Below are 17131 nucleotides of genomic sequence, written 5' to 3' on the forward strand. Positions count from 1 at the left end.
TTGCTCGTGCCGGTGGCGTTCGCGTGCTCAGATCACGTGGGTACCGGCCGGCCCTCAGGCCCCGGCGGCATCCTCGTCGTCGCCCGGAGTTTCGGGGTGACGCCGGATCAGCAACAGCGCCCCGGCCAGACCGCCCCACACCACCACGATCGAAATGATCAGCATGATGATCGCTCCAGTGGACATCAGCTCTCGTCCTTTCCGGCCGGAGTAACGGCCTCGTGTGCCGGGGTGCCGGTTCCGTCCGTGGCGGGTGCGGGACCGGCATTACGCCAGGGGATCAGGGCGAGCACGATGCCCACCACGATGGCGCCGAGCGCCACACCCCAGCCGGCGATCATCAGAAAGCTGCCGGAGTAACCGCTGTAGTTCTCGGCGAACTCCGCGCGCAGTGAATCGATCATCATCCAGCCGAGCACGACCGGTGTGACGACGCCCAGGGTGAACTTCCATATCCAGCCCAGGCGCACCACCGATACCGCGTCGACGTGGGCCTGCAGCAGCGGCAGTTTCCGCAGCCCCCAGGCCACCACCACGACCGCGACCAGAGCGGCGAGCGCTACGCCGTAGGCGTTGATGAAGTGATCGACCGCGTCGAGCAGGAACAGGCCGCCGCGGGTCGGGAAGAGAGCGATGGAGACCGCCGCGGCAGCACCGCCGACGATGAGCACGGTCGGCACACGGTCCATACCGGTACGGTCCTGCACCGCGGACACCAGCACCTGCACGATGCTTATCAGCGAGGTCAAACCCGCGATCAGCAGGGAACTGAAGAACAGGATGCCGAACCAGGCCGCCCCGGCAGTCAGTTCGGAGATGATGGCGGGAAACGCGACGAACGCCAGCCCGACACCATCGGTCACGACCTCGTCGATCGCGGTGCCGGCCTGGGTCGCCATGAATCCGAGAGCCGCGAAGACACCGATTCCGGCAAGGATCTCGAACGAGCTGTTGGCGAATCCGGTGACCAGTGCCGAACCTGTCAGATCCGCCTTACGACGCAGATACGAGGAGTAGGTGATCATGATGCCGAACCCGACGGACAGCGAGAAGAAGATCTGCCCGTAGGCCGCCACCCAGACTTTCCCGTCGGTGATCGCCGACCAGTCCGGCGAGAAGAACGCGTCGAGCCCGCTCGCCGCACCGGGCAGGAACAGGGCCCGCACCACGAGGATGCCGAAAAGCACCACCAGCAGCGGGATGAAAATCTTGCTGGCGGATTCGATACCGCGGCGCACCCCGAAGGCAAGCACACCCAGGGTCACCAGCCAGACCACGATCAGCGGTATCGCGACGCCGGGAACGTAGGAGGTCCCGAAGGACGGTTCGTCGGCTTGGTGCAGGAATTCGCTGAAGAAGGCATCGGGATCGTCGCCCCACTGCTGGCCGACCGAGAACCCCACGTAGCGGGCCGCCCAGGCGATGATCACCGCGTAGTAGGTGGCGATCACGAAACAGATGGCCACCTGCCACCAGCCCAGCGCCGTCACCCGCCGGGACAGCCGGTGGAATGCCAGCGGTGGCGAACCCCGGAACTTGTGACCCATCGCGTAGTCGAATATCAATACCGGAATACCGGCCGTGAGCAGCGCTATCAGGTACGGCACCAAGAAGGCGCCTCCCCCGTTCTCGTAGGCGACATAGGGGAATCGCCAGATATTGCCCAGTCCCACCGCCGAACCGATCGCGGCGAGCAGGAATCCGGCTCGTGTACCCCATTGTTCCCGGGGTCGGTCGACCTGCCCCATGGTTCCTCCGTTCCTCATCCGGACCACCACGCGGCGAGGTCCCGCGAGTGGTGCCGTCACCTGCCCCCGATTCCGCGGGCCACGTAACGATAAGGCTCGGGTACCCCGGACCACGGTGTGCCGAACCCACGGCGAGGCGCACCACTTCCACCGGAGCAAATCGCAGCGGCCGGCCAGGCGCGCATTCGCTACCGGATCCTGTGACAGTTCTCGTCCACCGGTCGCCAGGGCCCGGGAGTTCAGCGGGGACGGCGGTTGTCACCCGCAACCGCTACGCTGCCGGAGCGGGCCGCTTCGGACGGCTCGCTTCGTTCGGGGCACGGACCAGGTGCCCGAGATGGAGGAGCGCGCGATGGCAGACGACACCGTCAAGATTCCCGGCTGGCTGAAACCGATGAACCGGGCGATGGTCGCCGTCAGCCGGGTCGGGGTCGCACTGCCGATGGCGTTGCTCACCGTTCCGGGCCGGAAATCGGGCAAGCTCCGTACCACACCGGTGACACCGTTCGAATACGAGGGCGCCGAGTACGTTCTCGGCGGTATTCCCGGCGCGGACTGGGTGAAGAACGTCCAGGCTGCCGATACCGCGGAACTGAAGGTCGGGCGGCGGAAGCGGACGGTGCACCTGGTGGAGATCCCGGCGGCCGACAGCGAGCCGGTGCTGCGGGAATTCCCGCGACTCGTACCCACCGGCGTACCGGTCATGATCAAGTCCGGGGTCGTGACCGGCGACGACCCCGACGAGTTCGCCGCCCTGGCCGGCCGGTGCACGCTCTTCCGTATCGAGGACGCCTGACGCCGTCTCCACGCGAGCGCATCAACCGGCCCGCAGTACCTACTGCGCGACCCGGCAGGTGTCGTCGACCGGCCGCGTGATCGACCAGTACTGCTCGAACCGGCAGGCCGCGATCTTCCATCCGCCGTCCTCGACAACATATTCGTCGTCGTACTCGCCGGTCATCACCGTCTCGGTGTTCTCGATCAAGTTCACCTGACGGAATTTCAGTGTCCACTTCCCGGAGGCGCGCTCCGCGTCGTGGACGGTGATATCGGGGTGGGTCCCGTGGTGCATATCGAGGATCACGTTCTTCCCGTCGACCTTCTGCAACGCGATCCTCTCGAACACCGCCGCCATACCGTCGGCGTCGAACGAGCCGAGCGCCCCGTAGTCGACCGCGGCGCCCGCGGCGACGAAACACTCCCGGAAAGCCTTCGGGTCCTTGGCATCACACGCCCGCAGATAACGATGCTTGAGAGCCTTGATCGCCTCGACCGCCTCCAATCGCGCCACCCGCTGCGTCAGATCGGTTTCTTCGGATTGCGGTAGCGGTGCAGGCGGCATACTGGCCCTCCTCGTACAAGGGTTCGGCCGACCGGGGTCGGCGATTCGGTCCGGGCGCAGTGTATCCCTGGACGCGGACCCTGACAGCCTGGTCTCTGCTCCATCACACCGCCGCGTGGCGCCCCACGGTTACCGCCGGGTGGCGGGACGATCCCCGAAAACACCGGAGAAGGAGAACCCTGGAGATGCGTGGAGTCATGTTGTACGCCCCCGGCGACGTGCGTGTCGAAGACCGTACCGACCCGGTGATCGCCGAACCCACCGACGCAATCATCCGGATCGCCGCCACGTGTATCTGCGGGTCGGATCTGTGGCCCTACCGCGGTATCGAGCAGGTCGAGGGACCCGCTCCGATGGGACACGAGTACATCGGGGTGGTCGAAGCGACCGGCCCGGACGTACGCAACCTAGCGGTGGGCGACTTCGTGGTGGGATCGTTCTTCGCCTCCGACAACACGTGCGAGATCTGCCGCGCCGGCTACCAGAGCCGCTGCGTGCACAGCGTCCCCATCGGATCGATCGGCACCCAGGCCGAACGCGCCCGTATCCCCCTCGCCGACGGCACCCTCGTCCCCGTGCCCGGCTCCCCCGGCCCCGCGCAGTACCCGGCCCTGCTCGCGGCCTCCGACGTGCTCGGTACCGGCTGGTTCGCCGCAGTGGCCGCCGAAGCTGGGCCCGGGAAAACGGTGGTGGTTGTCGGTGACGGCGCCGTCGGGCTGCTAGCCGTACTCGCCGCGAAACACCTCGGCGCCGACCGCATCATCGCCATGAGCCGCCATGCCGACCGGCAAGCGCTGGCCCGCAAGTTCGGCGCCACCGATATCGTCGAAGAACGCGGTAGAGCAGGCGTCGCGAAGATCAAGGAACTCACCGGCGGGCTCGGCGCGCATTCGACCATCGAGGCCGTGGGCACCCAGGAGTCGATGATGCAGGCCATCCGCGCGACCCGCCCCGGCGGGCACGTCGGCTATGTCGGCGTCGCGCACGATGTACAACTCGACGGGATGCAGCTGTTCTTCTCCGGGGTGCACCTGCACGGCGGCCCCGCCCCGGTACGCCGCTTCCTACCCGACCTGATCGGCCTCATCGTCCGTGGCGAAATCGACCCCGGCGAGGTTTTCGACCTCACTCTCCCGCTGGAACAGGCCGCCGAGGGCTACCGCGCCATGGACGAACGCCGCGCCACCAAGGTCCTGCTGACCGTCTGACCGGGCACCCGCATACTCACCCTGGGCACAAGGACAAGTACGCCACCGGATCTCTTGGTGGGCGAGTGGTCGAACAGTGGCAGTACGAAGTAACGGCCGGCGGAACTCCCTGATCACCACATCAGGCACGACCGGAAGGCCGGTATCACCCCGAACGCGGAAGCAATACCGACGCACCGGACCGCACCGCATCCCAATCGGTGCGGACTTCGCGTGCCAGCGCACGCGACAACCGGGTCCGCCGGTCGGCGTGCTCGCGATACAGGCCGGGGAGATCGACGGAGGCCCCGGTAGGAGGTCCGGTGGCGACGATGCCGTCCACTCGTTCCTGCATGGCTTCGAACAGGCTTCGGTCGAGATCCTGCACTGCGGCGACGAATTCGTCGGTGGTCACCGAGGTTCGACCGGACAGCGGTGCGGTGAAGCCGATCTCGCCTTCCGGATCGGTCGGGAAGTGCCAATACAGTGTGACTGTGTCCACCGGATCCGTTGTGCGCCACCACTGCAACCAAGGACCGAAACGCAGGTAGCCGGTGTCAACGAGTCGATCGCAGTAGGCAGCGACGGCAGCATCGACCGAGGCCGTGTCCGGTAACTCGGTTTCACCGAGGTCACGTCGGCGCGACGACCCGGCAGCGATGAAGTCCACCAGATCGTGCGGCACGGGCTCGAGAATATGGGGCAATGCCTGTAACAGGTCCTCCCATAGGCGGACAACGTAATAGTCCGCCCAGGGTGGCCCTGTGCGTGGAGCTTCGGCGGACAAACCGGCGATCGTCTGCTCGGTATATCGCAGTAATTCGATACCGCCTACCTCCGGGCAGTACCAGCCCTCGGTGAGCGCGAACCAGTGCAGATGCCGGTCGACCCCCCACGGTTGGACCTCGTCGACCGGTGCCAGCTCGAATCGAAATCGGATCACGGCATGATGCAACCCGATCGGCATACAGGGTGTCGACCGATTTGCGAACAGCGCTACTGCGGTGGGGCGAAGGCTCCGGCTCGGCCGGCGAGGGTGGCCGCGTGGGCAGCGCGGTCCGGTAGGGCGGGGTCGGGTGGGGTTCGCAGGAGTACGAGGTGGTGGTAGAGGGGGGCGGTGGCTGCGATGAGGAGGGCGCGGGGTTCGGTGTGGGGTGGGAGTTCACCGCGGCGGAGGGCTCGTTCGACGACTATCTCGGATTGGGCGTAGCGGTCTTCCCAGAGTTGTTGCAGGGCCCGGGCTGCCTCGTCCGAGCGGAACGACACCGCGACCAGAGCCGCGGCGATCGAGGGTTTTTCGGTGAAGGATTCCTGGATTTCGGCGTTGAGTGCGGCAAGGTCGCCGCGTAGCGACCCGGTGTCACGGGGATGCCAGTCGATATCGGCGGCTGCGGCGAAGAGGTCGGCGATGAGGCCGCCGGTATCGCGCCAGCGGCGGTACACCGTGGTGCGGTGCACACCGGCTCGGGCGGCGACCGTATCGACGGTGAGGGCGTCGTAGCCGTGTTCGGTGAGTTCCGCGCGCACGGCGTCGAGGACCTGTTCGCGGATGCGGGCGGTGCGGCCGCCGGGGCGGGGGCGGGGCGGGTCGTGTGGGTTCATCGTCGGTTTCCGGTTGCTCGAATGGGTGGTGCCGTGGCATCATCCTAATGCAACTGTTGTCGCACTAGTGAGGGTGCCGATGTTCTTCCGAAGTGTTTCCCCGGTCCTGCGGTCGTCGGTGGCCGCGCCCTCGAATACTTCGGAGTTCCTGTATGCCCACTCAGATCACCGCACACGCGGTCAGCAAATCGTTCCACGGCCGGCTCGTTCTCGACGAGGTCGGTTGCACGCTCGGCGCGGGTGAACGCACCGGGATCGTCGGGGAGAACGGGTCCGGTAAATCCACGCTGCTGCGCCTGTTCGCCGAGCAGGCAACGCCCGACCAGGGCGAGATCGTCGTCGATGCCGCGGGCGGTATCGGCTATCTCGCCCAGGACGAACAGCTACCGGCACAGCTGACGGTCCAGCAGATCATCGACCGCGCGTTGAGCGATCTGCGCCGGATCGAGACACGGATGCGTCGCCTCGAGGCCGGAATGGCCGCGGGTGACGACTCCGGATTGACCGAATACGGCGAACTGACCACCATTTTCGAGCTGCGTGGTGGTTACGACGCCGATGCCCGGGTGGAGCGCGCCCTGCACGGACTCGGCTTGGGTCTGGTTTCCCGGGAGCGCACCGTCGCCGGGCTGTCCGGCGGCGAACAGGTCCGCCTGCGACTGGCCGCCCTACTCGCGGCCGCACCCGAAGTGCTGCTGTTGGACGAGCCCACGAACCACCTCGACGACAATGCCCTGACCTGGCTGGAAGACCATCTGCGGACCCGCCCGGGAACAACGGTCGCGGTCTCGCACGACCGGGTCTTCCTGGAGCGGGTCACCACCACCCTGCTGGAGGTCGACGCCGACCGCCGGGGCGTGCTCCGCTACGGCAACGGCTACCGAGGCTTCCTGACCGAGAAAGCCGCGGCGCGGCAGCGGTGGGCGCAGGCGTACACGCAGTGGCAGTCCGATACCGAGCGGTTACGCGAAACCATCGCGACCACGGCGCGCCGTGTGGCGCCGGGCCGGGCGATGAAGGACAACAACAAGATGGCCTACGACCGAGCAGGCGGGCGGGTTCAGCAGTCGCTGGCCGGCCGGGTCCGCAATGCCGAGGAACGACTACGCCGCCTCCTCGACGAGCCCGTACCGCCGCCTCCGGAACCGTTGCGGTTCACCGCAATCCCCTGGACAGTTCGGGAACAGGCCGGCGCGCCGGTCGAGCCACCGGAGAAGGCGGACCGCAGTGCCCTCGATGGCTCATCGGACACCGGGCTCGAGCCGGCTCCGATCGACGTGCCCGGCAGAACGCAGAGTGACGCAGTCGAGCCGCGAGGCGATATCCACGAGAGCAGCCACGGCAACGCGCCCGATACGGCGCGAAGCATCTTCCCCGCCGGGGCATGCAGCGCGGTTCTCGACGCCACCGATATCAGCGTAGCGAACAGGCTGTCGCCCACGAGTTTCGCGGTCGCGGCGGGTGAACGTGTGCTGATCACCGGATCGAACGGCGCCGGTAAGACCACGCTGCTCCGCGTGCTGGCCGGTGAACTCGAACCGGACAGCGGAACGGTCACTCGTCGCGGCCGTATCGGTTATCTCGCACAGGAACCCCGCACCGGCGATCCCGGCCGCACCCTGCTGGCCGCCTTCGCGCACGACCGCCCGGGCGTTGCCGACGAGCATGCCGAGCGACTGCTCGCGCTGGGCCTGTTCACCCGCGACCAGCTCACGACCCGGGTCGGTGAGCTGTCCACCGGCCAGCGGCAGCGGCTGGCGCTGGCCCGGCTGGTCACCGAGCCGGCGGCGGCGCTACTGCTCGACGAACCCACCAACCACCTCTCCCCCGGTCTCGTCGAAGATCTGGAGATCGCCTTGACGCACTACACGGGTGCGCTCGTGATCGTCAGCCACGACCGGCGGCTGCGCCGCCGGTGGCGGGGCGCCCGCCTGACTCTGCGAGCCGCCTCGCCCGCCGGAGTTTCCTGACCCGGATACGCAGCGGGACAACCCAACCCGTGCTCGACCTTCCCGAAGGAGTTCCCGCAGTGCCCGACCACCCCGCCCCTGTTCCCGCAGATCCCACCGTCCTGCACCCCATGCCGGGCCAACCACGAGTGGTGCTGCTGAAACCGCTGGTCACTTCACCACTGATCGAAGTCGGCGAGTTCTCCTACTACGACGACCCCGACGACCCCACCGCCTTCGAAACCCGTAACGTCCTCTACCACTACGGGCCGGAAAAGCTGATCATCGGGAAGTTCTGCGCCCTGGGCACCGGGGTCCGGTTCGTCATGAACGGCGCCAACCACCGCATGGACGGCCCCTCGACGTTCCCGTTCCCCACCATGGGCGGCGCGTGGTCACAGCATTTCGACCTGATCACCGACCTGCCGGGTCGCGGGGACACCGTCGTCGGCAACGATGTCTGGTTCGGTAACGGCGCAACGGTGATGCCCGGTGTCCGGATCGGCCACGGGGCAATTGTCAGCACCGGCTCGGTGGTCACCGGCGACGTCCCCGATTACAGCATCGTCGGCGGCAATCCGGCCCGGCTCATCCGGAAACGCTTCAGCGATACCGATATCGCCCGGCTACTGGCGGTTGCCTGGTGGGATTGGCCGCTCGACCACCTGACCGAACACATCCGCACGATCATGTCGGGCGATCTCGCCGAACTCGAGTCCGCGGCACCGCCGAGTTGAGCGATGCGGAGGCCGCGTCGAGCGATCGGATACCGCGCTGGGCTCCAGGGATTCGACAGGCCGGTTCTACAACCGCGGGCGCAGACTACCCATGGCTGCGACGCCCTCCGCGCATCTCTCCGCTCCGATGATGCTCTCGTGCTCGCTCCGCAATGGCGATGATTTCCCCGCGCAGTGCGTCGGGAGCGATCACTTCGACTTCGGGCCCGAACCCCACCAGCATGGCGGCCGCTGCACGCATACTGCGCACCTGCACGCTGAACACCTGCGGATCGCCGGCGGCGGGTTGCGGATCGGCAAGCATGGTGACCGATAGCGATCGCAGCACCATCGGCAACCGCGGCCGGTGGATCCGCAGCGTGATCTCGGTGCCGGGAACGTTGCGGAAATCGTCACGCATCTGCTCCCACACCTTGCGCAGGTCCAGGCCCGGTGGCCGGTGTGCGGTTACGCCCAGCCGGTGGACCGCACTGATCCGGGATATCCGGTAGCTGCGCGGGCGGCCGCGGTGGGTGGCGACGAGATACCAGGTGGTCCCGACCTGGAGCAGTCCCCACGGATCGACGGTTCGCTCCCCCGGCGCGGCGGCCTCCTTGCTCTGGTATCGGATGCGGATCCGCTCATCGTCCAGGACCGCGCCTTGGACCTCGGCCAGCGCGTCGAGAGTATCGGGGTCGCGGTGCCAGCCGCCGGCGTCGAGGACGATCCGGTCCCGGACATGGTCGACCAGCCGGTGCTCGTGGTCGGGCAGTGCGGAGGCGAGCTTGCGCAAAGCATTGCTGAACGAGCCGCCGAGGCCGAGCGCCTCCGCTGCGCCCAGGCCGCCCGCTACGAACAATGCCCGCGCTTCCTCGCTGGTCAGCTGTTCGACATCCGGTTGAAACCCTGGCACCAACGCGAATCCGCCGCCGCGGCCGTGCTCGGCGTAGACCGGGATACCGGCGGTCGACAGCGCGTCCATATCGCGCAGCACCGTCCGCTTGGTGACTTCCAGCCGGCGGGCCAGCTCTGCGGAACTCATCTGCCCGTGCCGGCGCAGCAACTGGACGATCTGGAGGAGCCGGTCCGCACGCATCCGTCCAGGATTCCAGGAAAAGGTGACATGAGATGTCACCGCTGGGGTCGCAGGCTGGTTGTCATGACACAGATTCCCGATTTCCGAGCAGACCTCGCCGCGGCCCATCGGTGGGTCGCTGGACTCATGAACGGCGTCCGTCCCGGGCAATGGGCCGCTCCCACCCCCTGCACCGAATTCGATGTCCGTGCCCTGCTGGAGCATCTGTCCTGCCACCCGGCCAAAATCACGGCTACCGCCACCGGCGCCGACCCTCGGCCACTGCCTGCCCGTGCCGATATCGACGAGAACAGCCCCAGCGAGGACTACCTGAAACGGGCAACCGCCGCTCTCGACGAATGGGCCGACGATTCCCTCCTCACCCGCACGGTCACCGCCCCCTGGGGCGAAGCACCCGGTGGTCTCGCACTCGGCGGATACCTGATGGAAACCGTCGCCCACGGCTGGGATCTCGCGGTGGCCACCGGCCAGAATCCCGAAGCCGATCCCGGTCTCGTCGCCAAAGCCCAAGCCGTCGCCGACCGCGCCCTGACCGATGCCTCCCGCGGCACCGGCGCACCGTTCGGCCCGCGCATCGAACCACCCGCCCAGGCCGGCCCCACCGAACGACTCGCGGCCTTCCTCGGCCGCTCCCGCCCCGCGAACCGCTGATCGCCCGCCGTGGCCGCCCCGCCGGCCACGGCGAACGACCGCGACCGGCCGGCTGTCGCACATGATGATCGAACTCGGCTTGCTGCCTCGGGAATTCCTGTTGATCGGCGTCGTCTCGTATCTGGTCGCCGCCGCGTTGACGTTTGCACTCGGGTTCCTGTTCGGCGGGCGTTCTCCGACAGCGTCGCTCCTTCCCGCGCTCGGCGTCATGGTCGTCGGCGTGCTCCTCACCTCGTTCGCCGCTGCCGGTGTGATGCTGCTCGCGGGGCGGGTGCTCGGCGGACTCGGCGCGGGCGTCGCGGTGGGAGTCACCGTCGCGGTGCTGCGGCGAGTCCAGGGCTCGCGGGCTGTCGCAGCGACTGTGGTGGCGGTTCTCTCCGGACTGGCCGCCGTGGCCGCGCCGTTCGTCAACAGTGCGATATCGGAAATGCTCAGCTTCCGCCTGCCACATCTGGCGACGGAGCCCTTCCTGTCGGCCGCGATATTCGCCGCCGCCGTCAGTGGAATAGCTCAAACCGCCGGTGCGGGTCGCGCCGCTCGGTCGACGCCGTATGGCATGCCCTATCCTCCGCCGTACCCTGCTCCGCCGAATCCGGTAGACCGATATCCGGCACCGCAGTATCCGGTAGCGCATCCGATGCATCAGGCGCCGCAGTATCCGGCTACCCAGAACCCGGCATCTCCGCATCCTGCGACGCCATATCCGCCCCGGAGTCCGGGCCGCTGACACCGCGACAGCGGCATGGAGATTCGTTCAGAGCGATATATTCGTCCTGGAGCCCGGTCGTTTCGCACTCAACGCCCGGTCGAAGTCAGGGCGCTGCGGATTCAGCTCGCACCGGTCACCGTGGGCGGCGCCATGGCGGCACTGCCACCTCGGGTGTTGCTGACAGAGTTCACCCGGCATGCTCCGCTGGCCGCGACAACGCGGCAACAGCCGGCACCAGCCTCCACAGTGAGGTGATTTCCTGCCGCCGGGCTTCGTGGAGTGGGTCGGCGGCGTCGGTGGCCTTCGGGTGCTGCGGCGAGGTGTCGTAGCGGCCCGCGATGCGGAGGCCGGCCTCGGCTATATGTGTGCGGAGTTCGTCGCGGGCTCGCAGGCCGAGGCGTTCGGCGAGGTCGGACAGGATGAGCCAGCCCTCCCCCTCCGGGGTGAGGTGGTCCTGGAGTCCGCGCAGGAAGCGGCGCAGCATATCGGAGTCGTGGTCGTAGATACCCAGTTCGAGGGCCGATGTCGGCCGGGCGGGAAGCCAGGGCGGGTTGCATAGGACCAGGTCGGCGCGGCCATCGGGCCACAGGTCTGCCTCGATTACCTGCGCGGCGACGCCGAGGCGGTCCAGGTTCGCGCGGGCGCAGTTCACGGCACGCGGGTTGATATCGGTGGCGACCACCCGGGCACCGCGGCGGGCGAGGACGGCGGCGAGCACGCCGGTGCCCGTGCCGAGGTCGAATACCAGCGGCTGCTCGACTCCGCTCGGCAAGGAGGTCCGGGCGACGAGGTCGATGTATTCCCCGCGGACCGGTGAGAAGACGCCGTAATCCGGGTGGATGCGCGCCCCCAGCGCGGGTATGTCGACACCTCTCAGGTGCCATTGGTAGGCGCTCAGCACGCCGAGCACTTCCGGTAGTGACACACAGATCCGTTCGGCTCCACCGGCCGTCGGTCCGTCCACGGCAGTGCCGTAGGCGTGCTCGCAGGCCGACCGAACATCCGGTGCCCGGCGCAGTTCGAGGGAATATCCGGGCTCCAGTATTACCAGCACTTTTCCGAGCAACTCGGCACGTGTCGCCCGGGTAGCGCGCTGGCTGTCGAAGAGTGAGGCGAGGTCGCTTCCCGCCACGGCAGCACGCGGATTCCGTTGCCGGCGACGTTCCAAGGCCCGGATGAGCTGGCGGGCATTGTGGAAATCACCCCGCCACAACAGCCCTGTCCCCGCCTTGGCAAGACGGTGCGCGGCGTTCGCGGTGGTGCGGTCGTCGATGACGACTATGCGTGTAGGTGCGGGGGACGCGTTCTCGGAATGCCAGCGCGCCGACAACGTCGTCCCGTTCTCGGTCCAGCTGATGGTGGTCATGTCGTACTCCTGGGGAACGAAGGTGCCTCGGGCCGGCATCGCTTCGATGCAGGAGTACGGCAGGGGCTACCCGCCGGTGGGCATGCAGACCGGGTAGAACGCACCCCGCATCGAAGCGCCGGGGTAGCGATCGCCCAGCACCATGCCCATGACCACGGTCGATTCCCTCCGGTTGTGTATCCCCATCCTCGCACGCACTGCGATCCCCGGCTCGACCGCCTGCGCCGCCCCGAAAACCCGGGCGCTGCGACGCAACAACCGCTGGTCGTGAACATTCGTGGACCGGATCTCGGAACCCCATACCGGGGTCCGGTGTGATGCGATGTCATGTCTTTCGGTGGCGACGTCCTAGCCCGTGCGTTCTATGAGCGCCTCCAGCGCGGCCCGGGCCGCCCGGTCCGCAATGTAGGCCGAACTGCCCGGATCAGGTGCTGCGCTGCCCGGGTCGACTCGGTAACCGGCGGCCTCGAGGTAGGCGTCTCGCTGTGCGAACGTCACCGAGGTCCGTGAGCCGAGAGCTTCGTTGCCGGCTGTCACCGTGAAGGCCTGTGCCGGCGCATACGGGGAGCCGGTGCCGGTGATCGGGGATTCGCGGAACAATTCCCAGGCGATCGAGTCGTGGTCGAGCGGGCATTGCCGGTCGAACAATGACCGCAGATGGTGAAAGGCATTCGCGGCCCGGTCCGGGGATTCGTAGGCGTAGACATCGATCCCTACGGTTCCCTTGGGGCCCGTGACGCCCATTGCGGCGAATCCGGTAACAGCGTATTCGCGGCCACGGTGCGCGGCGGGAGCCGAGTACTGGTCGTCGGCAGTTGCCGGTGCACACGCCGAGGGATACATCACCCGGCCCGGGTCGATTTCGTGGAAGGCGTCGGTATTGCGCTGGAACCCTGCATACCCCAGATGCGCGTTCGGCAGTTGTTCAGGCGCAATGATGTTCGCCTGCGCGACCGCGGACGGCGCCACGAGAACTGTCACGGCGGCAACGAGTACGAGAACGGTCCACCGGAAATTCATGTTCCGCACCTCCGAGTTCGGGACGATACGACCGTCACTGTCAGCTGTGCGACCGGCCGGTCGGCTCTCGCCGGAAAGCCCGATACCGGGTCATCGAATATCCGGGTGACGGTGTTAGCGCGGGATCACGGAGGGACCGCCGTGTCCGGGCGCAGGGCGGTGTCGAGGAAGCGGCGGGTGGAGCGGGAAGCCCGCGGAGTACGGCGCCAGCCGAGGTAGACCGGTGAATCGGGGATATCCGGCAACTGCCGGTAGATCACGCCCGGGTGGGGTGCGCGGTGGACGGCGATGGCGGGTACCGCGCCGATACCGCGGCCGGCACTGACCAGTTCGAGCCATTCGTCGAAATTGCGGCAGGTGATGATCTCGCGTCCGGGGTGCGGGTCGGCCCAGCTGTCGGGTGTGGTGGTGCCGGATCGCGGATTGACGACCAGCGGGTGGGCCGCGAGCTCGGACCAGCGGAGGCCGGGACGGCCGGCAAGCGGTGAATCCGCGGCGACTGCCAGCACGCGGCGTTCGGTGCCGATGCGATGCCAGGTGATGGTGTCGTTCCCGTTTCCGGTGTTGCGGACGAGCGCGATATCGAGCTGACCGCGGGCGAGATCGCCGACCGGATCGTCGGTGCGGTGGATGGCGAGGTGACCGCCGAGTTCTTCCCAGGCGGCACGCACTCGGCCGAACCATTCCGAAGGCAACAGCCAGGCGAAACCCAGGCGTACTTCGGCGCGGCCGCGCATATCGGCCTCGAGTTCGGTGAGGTCGGTCAGGATGCGCTGGGCTCGGGTGCGGAACTCGCGACCGTCGTCGGTCAATTCCAGGCGGCGGATCCCGCGGTCGACCAGCGCGGTGCCGAGGATCCGTTCGAGGTCTTGCACGATGCGGGTGAGCGACGGCTGAGTGAGGTGCAGCCGGGCGGCTGCACCGGTGTAGGTGCCTTCCTCGCACAGCGCGACGAATGCGGCGAGGTGCCGCACCTGCAGGTCCATACGTTCAGCGTATACCTCATGCTCAGCAGGCATTTCCGGAGGTTTCCGCGCACTCGTAGCGTGGTAGGACGTGAGCGAGATACGGATAGCCGCTCCGCCGATGCGGGGCCGGACGGTGGGGGTGGCCGCGGCAGCAGGGCTGGCCGCCGCGATGGGGGTGGGCCGGTTCGTCTTCACCCCGCTCCTGCCGATCATGACCGAGTCGGCGGGGATCAGTGCCGGGGAGGGCGCGCTGATCGCGACCGGGAACTACGCCGGCTACCTGGTGGGCGCACTTCTTCTTGCCCGCCGTCCCGGGCTCGGTACACGCGCACTGTTCCTGACCTGGTCACTGCTACTGGTCGCGAGCGAAGTCGCGATGGCCGCGACAGCTGAGGTCTGGGCCCAGACAGGGTTGCGCTTCATCGCCGGTGTGGCCAGTGCGGCGATCTTCATAGCCTGCGCGTCTACGGTCGCACAGCACCGGGCCGAGGGCGCCTCACCTGGTGTGGCGTTCGCCGGGGTCGGCGCGGGTATCGCCGGTACCGGCATCTACACCTTGTTCGCGGCGCCACACGTATCGTGGCAGGGCTTGTGGATCGGGTCGGCCGTACTCACCGCGATTCTGCTGGTTCCCGCTCTACTGCTGGATATCCGCCCGGAAACCCGCCCTGTCGATTCCGCCGATACCGGCAGCGGCGGTCCGGTGGCACGGCGAGCGTGGCGGCTGCTCCTGGGTTCCTATTTCGCCGAGGGTGTCGGCTACATCATCGTCGGTACCTTCCTCGTCGCCGCCGTGTCCGGCTCCGGTAGCGCGTCGGCGGGCGCATCGGTCTGGATACTCGTCGGACTCGCTGCGGCGGTGAGCACAGTGGCCTGGCATGCCGTGTCGGGGCGAATCGGTACCGGCCCGGCCCTGGTGACGGCCCTGCTCGTACAGGCCGCAGGGACGGCGGCGGCTGCGGTATCGGACAGCGTCGCCGCCGCCGTGGTCGCGGCTGTGGCTTTCGGCGGCACCTTCATGGCTGTCGTGGTGCTGACACTGGATCTCGCCCGCCGGCTCGGTATCGCCCACGCCGCCGCCGTGCTGACCGCCGCCTACGCGACCGGCCAGGTCCTCGGACCTCTACTCGTCGTCCCCCTCGTCGACGCCTCCTTCACCTCGGCGTTCGCCTTGGCTGCGTCGATCATCGCGTTATCGGCCGCTCTGGCCCGCGCTGCCACCCGAATAGGCCGCGGCGACCCGCATATCCGGCAGTGAAGTCAGAGGAGGCGCGTGCAGGACCCCGTGAACTTCCCGTCCGATTCCCGGAACACCGGCCACTGCAGAACGTTCGCGCGGGTCAGCGGGCCGTAGATTCCGTCCACGCGCCCGGCTGCCTGCTGCTGCAACTGGCGGATCGCGGATTTGGTCGGGAAATCGTAGCGGCCGGAGACCTCCACGGGAATGTCGTGACAGAGCGTTATCGCGCGTTGAACCGAAGCCACCGCGGCCGTCCGGTCGTCGAGGTTGAGAATGCAGTTCGGTTCATCGGTGTCGGCAGTGCCCGAGGGCAGTTCAAGGTAGCTTCCGCCGGCGATCGGATGCCGGACGGTCCAATGGCATCGTGCGGTGAGGAAGACACCGCCGGCCCGGGTCGGGGTGGTTTCGGAAGCCGTCGGCTGCTCCGGTGTTGCCCGGTTCATCAGCGCCCATCCGCCCCCGATTGCGAGCAGCACCGCGGCGAGCGCGATACCGGCGCGCAATCGCGGCCGCCGGGCCGGGGGCTGTTCCGCCGGAACAACGGTCTCCGTGCCCGTCCCGGAGTCGAATTCGGCGAGTTCGGAGGGCAGCGGTCCGGAGGTGGCGGGCGCAGGCGGATCCGGCGGCGGGGTGCCCGACAGTGCACATCGGGCGGCAACGGCAAGTTCCTCGCAGCTCTGGTAGCGGTCCGCGGGGTCCTTGGCCATCGCCCGGGCGATCACATCGTCGAAGGCGGCCGGTAACGCAGGGCGGATTCTGCTCGGCACCGGGACCGGTTCGTGCCGGTGCGCGTGGATCAGTTCCCGGTCGCTGCGGTTCGGGTAGGGAAACGAACCGGTGAGCAGTTGATACAGCGTCGCGCCGAGCGAGTAGATATCGGAGCGGTGATCGGGCAGCGAGCTCAGGAATCGTTCCGGGGCAACGTAATGCGGCGAGTATTCACGGTGTCCGCCACCGGTGACGGTGGCGTCGTCGTCGAGGCTGCGGGCGATACCGAAATCGGCGACCAGCACCCGCTCGGTTCCGTCGACCGTGGACAGCAGCAGGTTGGACGGTTTGATATCCCGGTGCACCACCTTGTTTCGGTGGGCGTAGTCGATTCCGGCGGCGGCGTCGCCGATGAACCCGACGGCGCGCTGCGGATCCAATCCGGTGGGTTCACGGCGCAATACACCGCTGACGGTGCCGCCGTCGACGTATTCCATCTCCATCCAGCACAATCCGTTGCCGATATCGCCCCGGTCATGAACCCGCACGATATTGGGATGGGCCAACCCGCACGCCAGGTCCGCTTCCCGGCCGAACAGCCGAAGCCCGCGGGGCCCGCCACGCGTGACGTCGAACACCTTGAGTGCCACGGTTTTCGACGGCAGACGCGGGTGGACTGCGCGATACACCACGCCCATACCACCACGACCGAGCTCGTCTTCGATCCGGTATCCCGCGAAGTCTTCCCCGATGCGCAGAACCACATCCGCCCCTTCGTTCCGGCGTTCCCCGCAACCCGATCACGATCTTCCGGTCGGGCCGCGAGGAG

17 protein-coding genes are annotated in these 17131 nt (G+C 67.7%); 7 read left to right on the top strand and 10 right to left on the bottom strand.

Annotated features, from left to right (window positions below):
- Positions 1 to 54 precede the first annotated feature (54 nt).
- Positions 55 to 186, bottom strand: coding sequence for a methionine/alanine import family NSS transporter small subunit (locus ON22_RS35775; RefSeq protein WP_081595680.1), 132 nt, complete (start codon positions 184 to 186; stop codon positions 55 to 57).
- Complete coding sequence (locus tag ON22_RS18725) at positions 186 to 1766, bottom strand: sodium-dependent transporter (RefSeq protein WP_231507901.1); 1581 nt, start codon at positions 1764 to 1766, stop codon at positions 186 to 188. Before ON22_RS18725 ends, ON22_RS35775 begins: the two co-directional genes overlap by 1 nt.
- Positions 1767 to 2100: 334 nt before the next feature.
- Here ON22_RS18725 and ON22_RS18730 point away from each other — a divergent pair, with 334 nt between their 5' ends.
- Positions 2101 to 2544 (top strand): nitroreductase family deazaflavin-dependent oxidoreductase, encoded by a 444-nt coding sequence (locus ON22_RS18730; protein WP_033242142.1) that lies wholly within the window; start codon positions 2101 to 2103, stop codon positions 2542 to 2544.
- A 39-nt stretch (positions 2545 to 2583) separates the two neighbouring features.
- Here ON22_RS18730 and ON22_RS18735 read toward each other — a convergent pair whose 3' ends face one another.
- Positions 2584 to 3090, bottom strand: coding sequence for a nuclear transport factor 2 family protein (locus ON22_RS18735; protein ID WP_033241223.1), 507 nt, complete (start codon positions 3088 to 3090; stop codon positions 2584 to 2586).
- A 185-nt stretch (positions 3091 to 3275) separates the two neighbouring features.
- Here ON22_RS18735 and ON22_RS18740 point away from each other — a divergent pair, with 185 nt between their 5' ends.
- Positions 3276 to 4298, top strand: coding sequence for a zinc-dependent alcohol dehydrogenase family protein (locus ON22_RS18740; protein WP_033241222.1), 1023 nt, complete (start codon positions 3276 to 3278; stop codon positions 4296 to 4298).
- 145 nt (positions 4299 to 4443) lie between these two features.
- On the opposite strand, the gene ON22_RS18745 is transcribed toward ON22_RS18740, so the two are convergent.
- Together ON22_RS18745 and ON22_RS18750 are read right to left on the bottom strand one after the other, a co-directional pair.
- Positions 4444 to 5220: a DUF5984 family protein gene (locus ON22_RS18745; protein ID WP_033242141.1), complete on the bottom strand. Its 777-nt coding sequence runs from the start codon at positions 5218 to 5220 to the stop codon at positions 4444 to 4446.
- A 53-nt stretch (positions 5221 to 5273) separates the two neighbouring features.
- Positions 5274 to 5879, bottom strand: coding sequence for a TetR/AcrR family transcriptional regulator (locus ON22_RS18750; RefSeq protein ID WP_033241221.1), 606 nt, complete (start codon positions 5877 to 5879; stop codon positions 5274 to 5276).
- A gap of 152 nt (positions 5880 to 6031) precedes the next feature.
- Here ON22_RS18750 and ON22_RS38060 point away from each other — a divergent pair, with 152 nt between their 5' ends.
- Both ON22_RS38060 and ON22_RS18760 read left to right on the top strand, forming a co-directional pair.
- Positions 6032 to 7849 (top strand): ABC-F family ATP-binding cassette domain-containing protein, encoded by a 1818-nt coding sequence (locus ON22_RS38060; protein ID WP_033241220.1) that lies wholly within the window; start codon positions 6032 to 6034, stop codon positions 7847 to 7849.
- Positions 7850 to 7959: 110 nt separating this feature from the next.
- Positions 7960 to 8565 (top strand): CatB-related O-acetyltransferase, encoded by a 606-nt coding sequence (locus ON22_RS18760; RefSeq protein WP_051157795.1) that lies wholly within the window; start codon positions 7960 to 7962, stop codon positions 8563 to 8565.
- Between the two features lie 85 nt (positions 8566 to 8650).
- Here ON22_RS18760 and ON22_RS18765 read toward each other — a convergent pair whose 3' ends face one another.
- Positions 8651 to 9640, bottom strand: coding sequence for a helix-turn-helix transcriptional regulator (locus tag ON22_RS18765; protein WP_033241218.1), 990 nt, complete (start codon positions 9638 to 9640; stop codon positions 8651 to 8653).
- Positions 9641 to 9703: 63 nt separating this feature from the next.
- Between ON22_RS18765 and ON22_RS18770 the strand changes: the two genes are divergently transcribed.
- Together ON22_RS18770 and ON22_RS18775 are read left to right on the top strand one after the other, a co-directional pair.
- Positions 9704 to 10291 carry a TIGR03086 family metal-binding protein gene (locus tag ON22_RS18770; RefSeq protein ID WP_033241217.1) on the top strand — a complete coding sequence of 196 codons (588 nt, stop codon included), beginning with the start codon at positions 9704 to 9706 and terminating at the stop codon, positions 10289 to 10291.
- A 61-nt stretch (positions 10292 to 10352) separates the two neighbouring features.
- Entirely contained in the window at positions 10353 to 11018 is a 666-nt protein-coding gene (locus tag ON22_RS18775) for a hypothetical protein (RefSeq protein WP_051157797.1), read from the top strand.
- Positions 11019 to 11187: 169 nt separating this feature from the next.
- On the opposite strand, the gene ON22_RS18785 is transcribed toward ON22_RS18775, so the two are convergent.
- From ON22_RS18785 to ON22_RS18795, 3 genes are all read right to left on the bottom strand, one after another.
- Positions 11188 to 12366, bottom strand: coding sequence for a methyltransferase (locus ON22_RS18785; RefSeq protein ID WP_033242138.1), 1179 nt, complete (start codon positions 12364 to 12366; stop codon positions 11188 to 11190).
- A 348-nt stretch (positions 12367 to 12714) separates the two neighbouring features.
- Positions 12715 to 13386 carry a hypothetical protein gene (locus ON22_RS18790; RefSeq protein WP_033241216.1) on the bottom strand — a complete coding sequence of 224 codons (672 nt, stop codon included), beginning with the start codon at positions 13384 to 13386 and terminating at the stop codon, positions 12715 to 12717.
- Between the two features lie 125 nt (positions 13387 to 13511).
- Entirely contained in the window at positions 13512 to 14372 is an 861-nt protein-coding gene (locus ON22_RS18795; RefSeq protein ID WP_033241215.1) for a LysR family transcriptional regulator, read from the bottom strand.
- 70 nt (positions 14373 to 14442) lie between these two features.
- Here ON22_RS18795 and ON22_RS18800 point away from each other — a divergent pair, with 70 nt between their 5' ends.
- Positions 14443 to 15612, top strand: coding sequence for a YbfB/YjiJ family MFS transporter (locus tag ON22_RS18800; RefSeq protein WP_306306609.1), 1170 nt, complete (start codon positions 14443 to 14445; stop codon positions 15610 to 15612).
- 2 nt (positions 15613 to 15614) lie between these two features.
- Here ON22_RS18800 and ON22_RS34730 read toward each other — a convergent pair whose 3' ends face one another.
- The gene (locus ON22_RS34730) at positions 15615 to 17066 is read right to left on the bottom strand and encodes a serine/threonine-protein kinase (RefSeq protein ID WP_051157798.1); all 1452 of its coding nucleotides are present in this window, start codon (positions 17064 to 17066) and stop codon (positions 15615 to 15617) included.
- Positions 17067 to 17131 lie beyond the last annotated feature (65 nt).

The organism is Nocardia carnea NBRC 14403, from assembly GCF_000308515.1.
Lineage (GTDB): Bacteria > Actinomycetota > Actinomycetes > Mycobacteriales > Mycobacteriaceae > Nocardia > Nocardia carnea.

Coding starts and splice junctions, on each gene's coding strand:
- ON22_RS18735 (WP_033241223.1), bottom strand. CDS start 3,090: ATGCCGCCTGCACCGCTACCGCAATCCGAAGAAACCGATCTGACGCAG.
- ON22_RS35775 (WP_081595680.1), bottom strand. CDS start 186: ATGTCCACTGGAGCGATCATCATGCTGATCATTTCGATCGTGGTGGTG.
- ON22_RS18730 (WP_033242142.1), top strand. CDS start 2,101: ATGGCAGACGACACCGTCAAGATTCCCGGCTGGCTGAAACCGATGAAC.
- ON22_RS18795 (WP_033241215.1), bottom strand. CDS start 14,372: ATGGACCTGCAGGTGCGGCACCTCGCCGCATTCGTCGCGCTGTGCGAG.
- ON22_RS38060 (WP_033241220.1), top strand. CDS start 6,032: ATGCCCACTCAGATCACCGCACACGCGGTCAGCAAATCGTTCCACGGC.
- ON22_RS18740 (WP_033241222.1), top strand. CDS start 3,276: ATGCGTGGAGTCATGTTGTACGCCCCCGGCGACGTGCGTGTCGAAGAC.
- ON22_RS18785 (WP_033242138.1), bottom strand. CDS start 12,366: ATGACCACCATCAGCTGGACCGAGAACGGGACGACGTTGTCGGCGCGC.
- ON22_RS18750 (WP_033241221.1), bottom strand. CDS start 5,879: ATGAACCCACACGACCCGCCCCGCCCCCGCCCCGGCGGCCGCACCGCC.
- ON22_RS18790 (WP_033241216.1), bottom strand. CDS start 13,386: ATGAATTTCCGGTGGACCGTTCTCGTACTCGTTGCCGCCGTGACAGTT.
- ON22_RS18770 (WP_033241217.1), top strand. CDS start 9,704: ATGACACAGATTCCCGATTTCCGAGCAGACCTCGCCGCGGCCCATCGG.
- ON22_RS18760 (WP_051157795.1), top strand. CDS start 7,960: ATGCCGGGCCAACCACGAGTGGTGCTGCTGAAACCGCTGGTCACTTCA.
- ON22_RS18775 (WP_051157797.1), top strand. CDS start 10,353: ATGATGATCGAACTCGGCTTGCTGCCTCGGGAATTCCTGTTGATCGGC.
- ON22_RS18765 (WP_033241218.1), bottom strand. CDS start 9,640: ATGCGTGCGGACCGGCTCCTCCAGATCGTCCAGTTGCTGCGCCGGCAC.
- ON22_RS18725 (WP_231507901.1), bottom strand. CDS start 1,766: ATGAGGAACGGAGGAACCATGGGGCAGGTCGACCGACCCCGGGAACAA.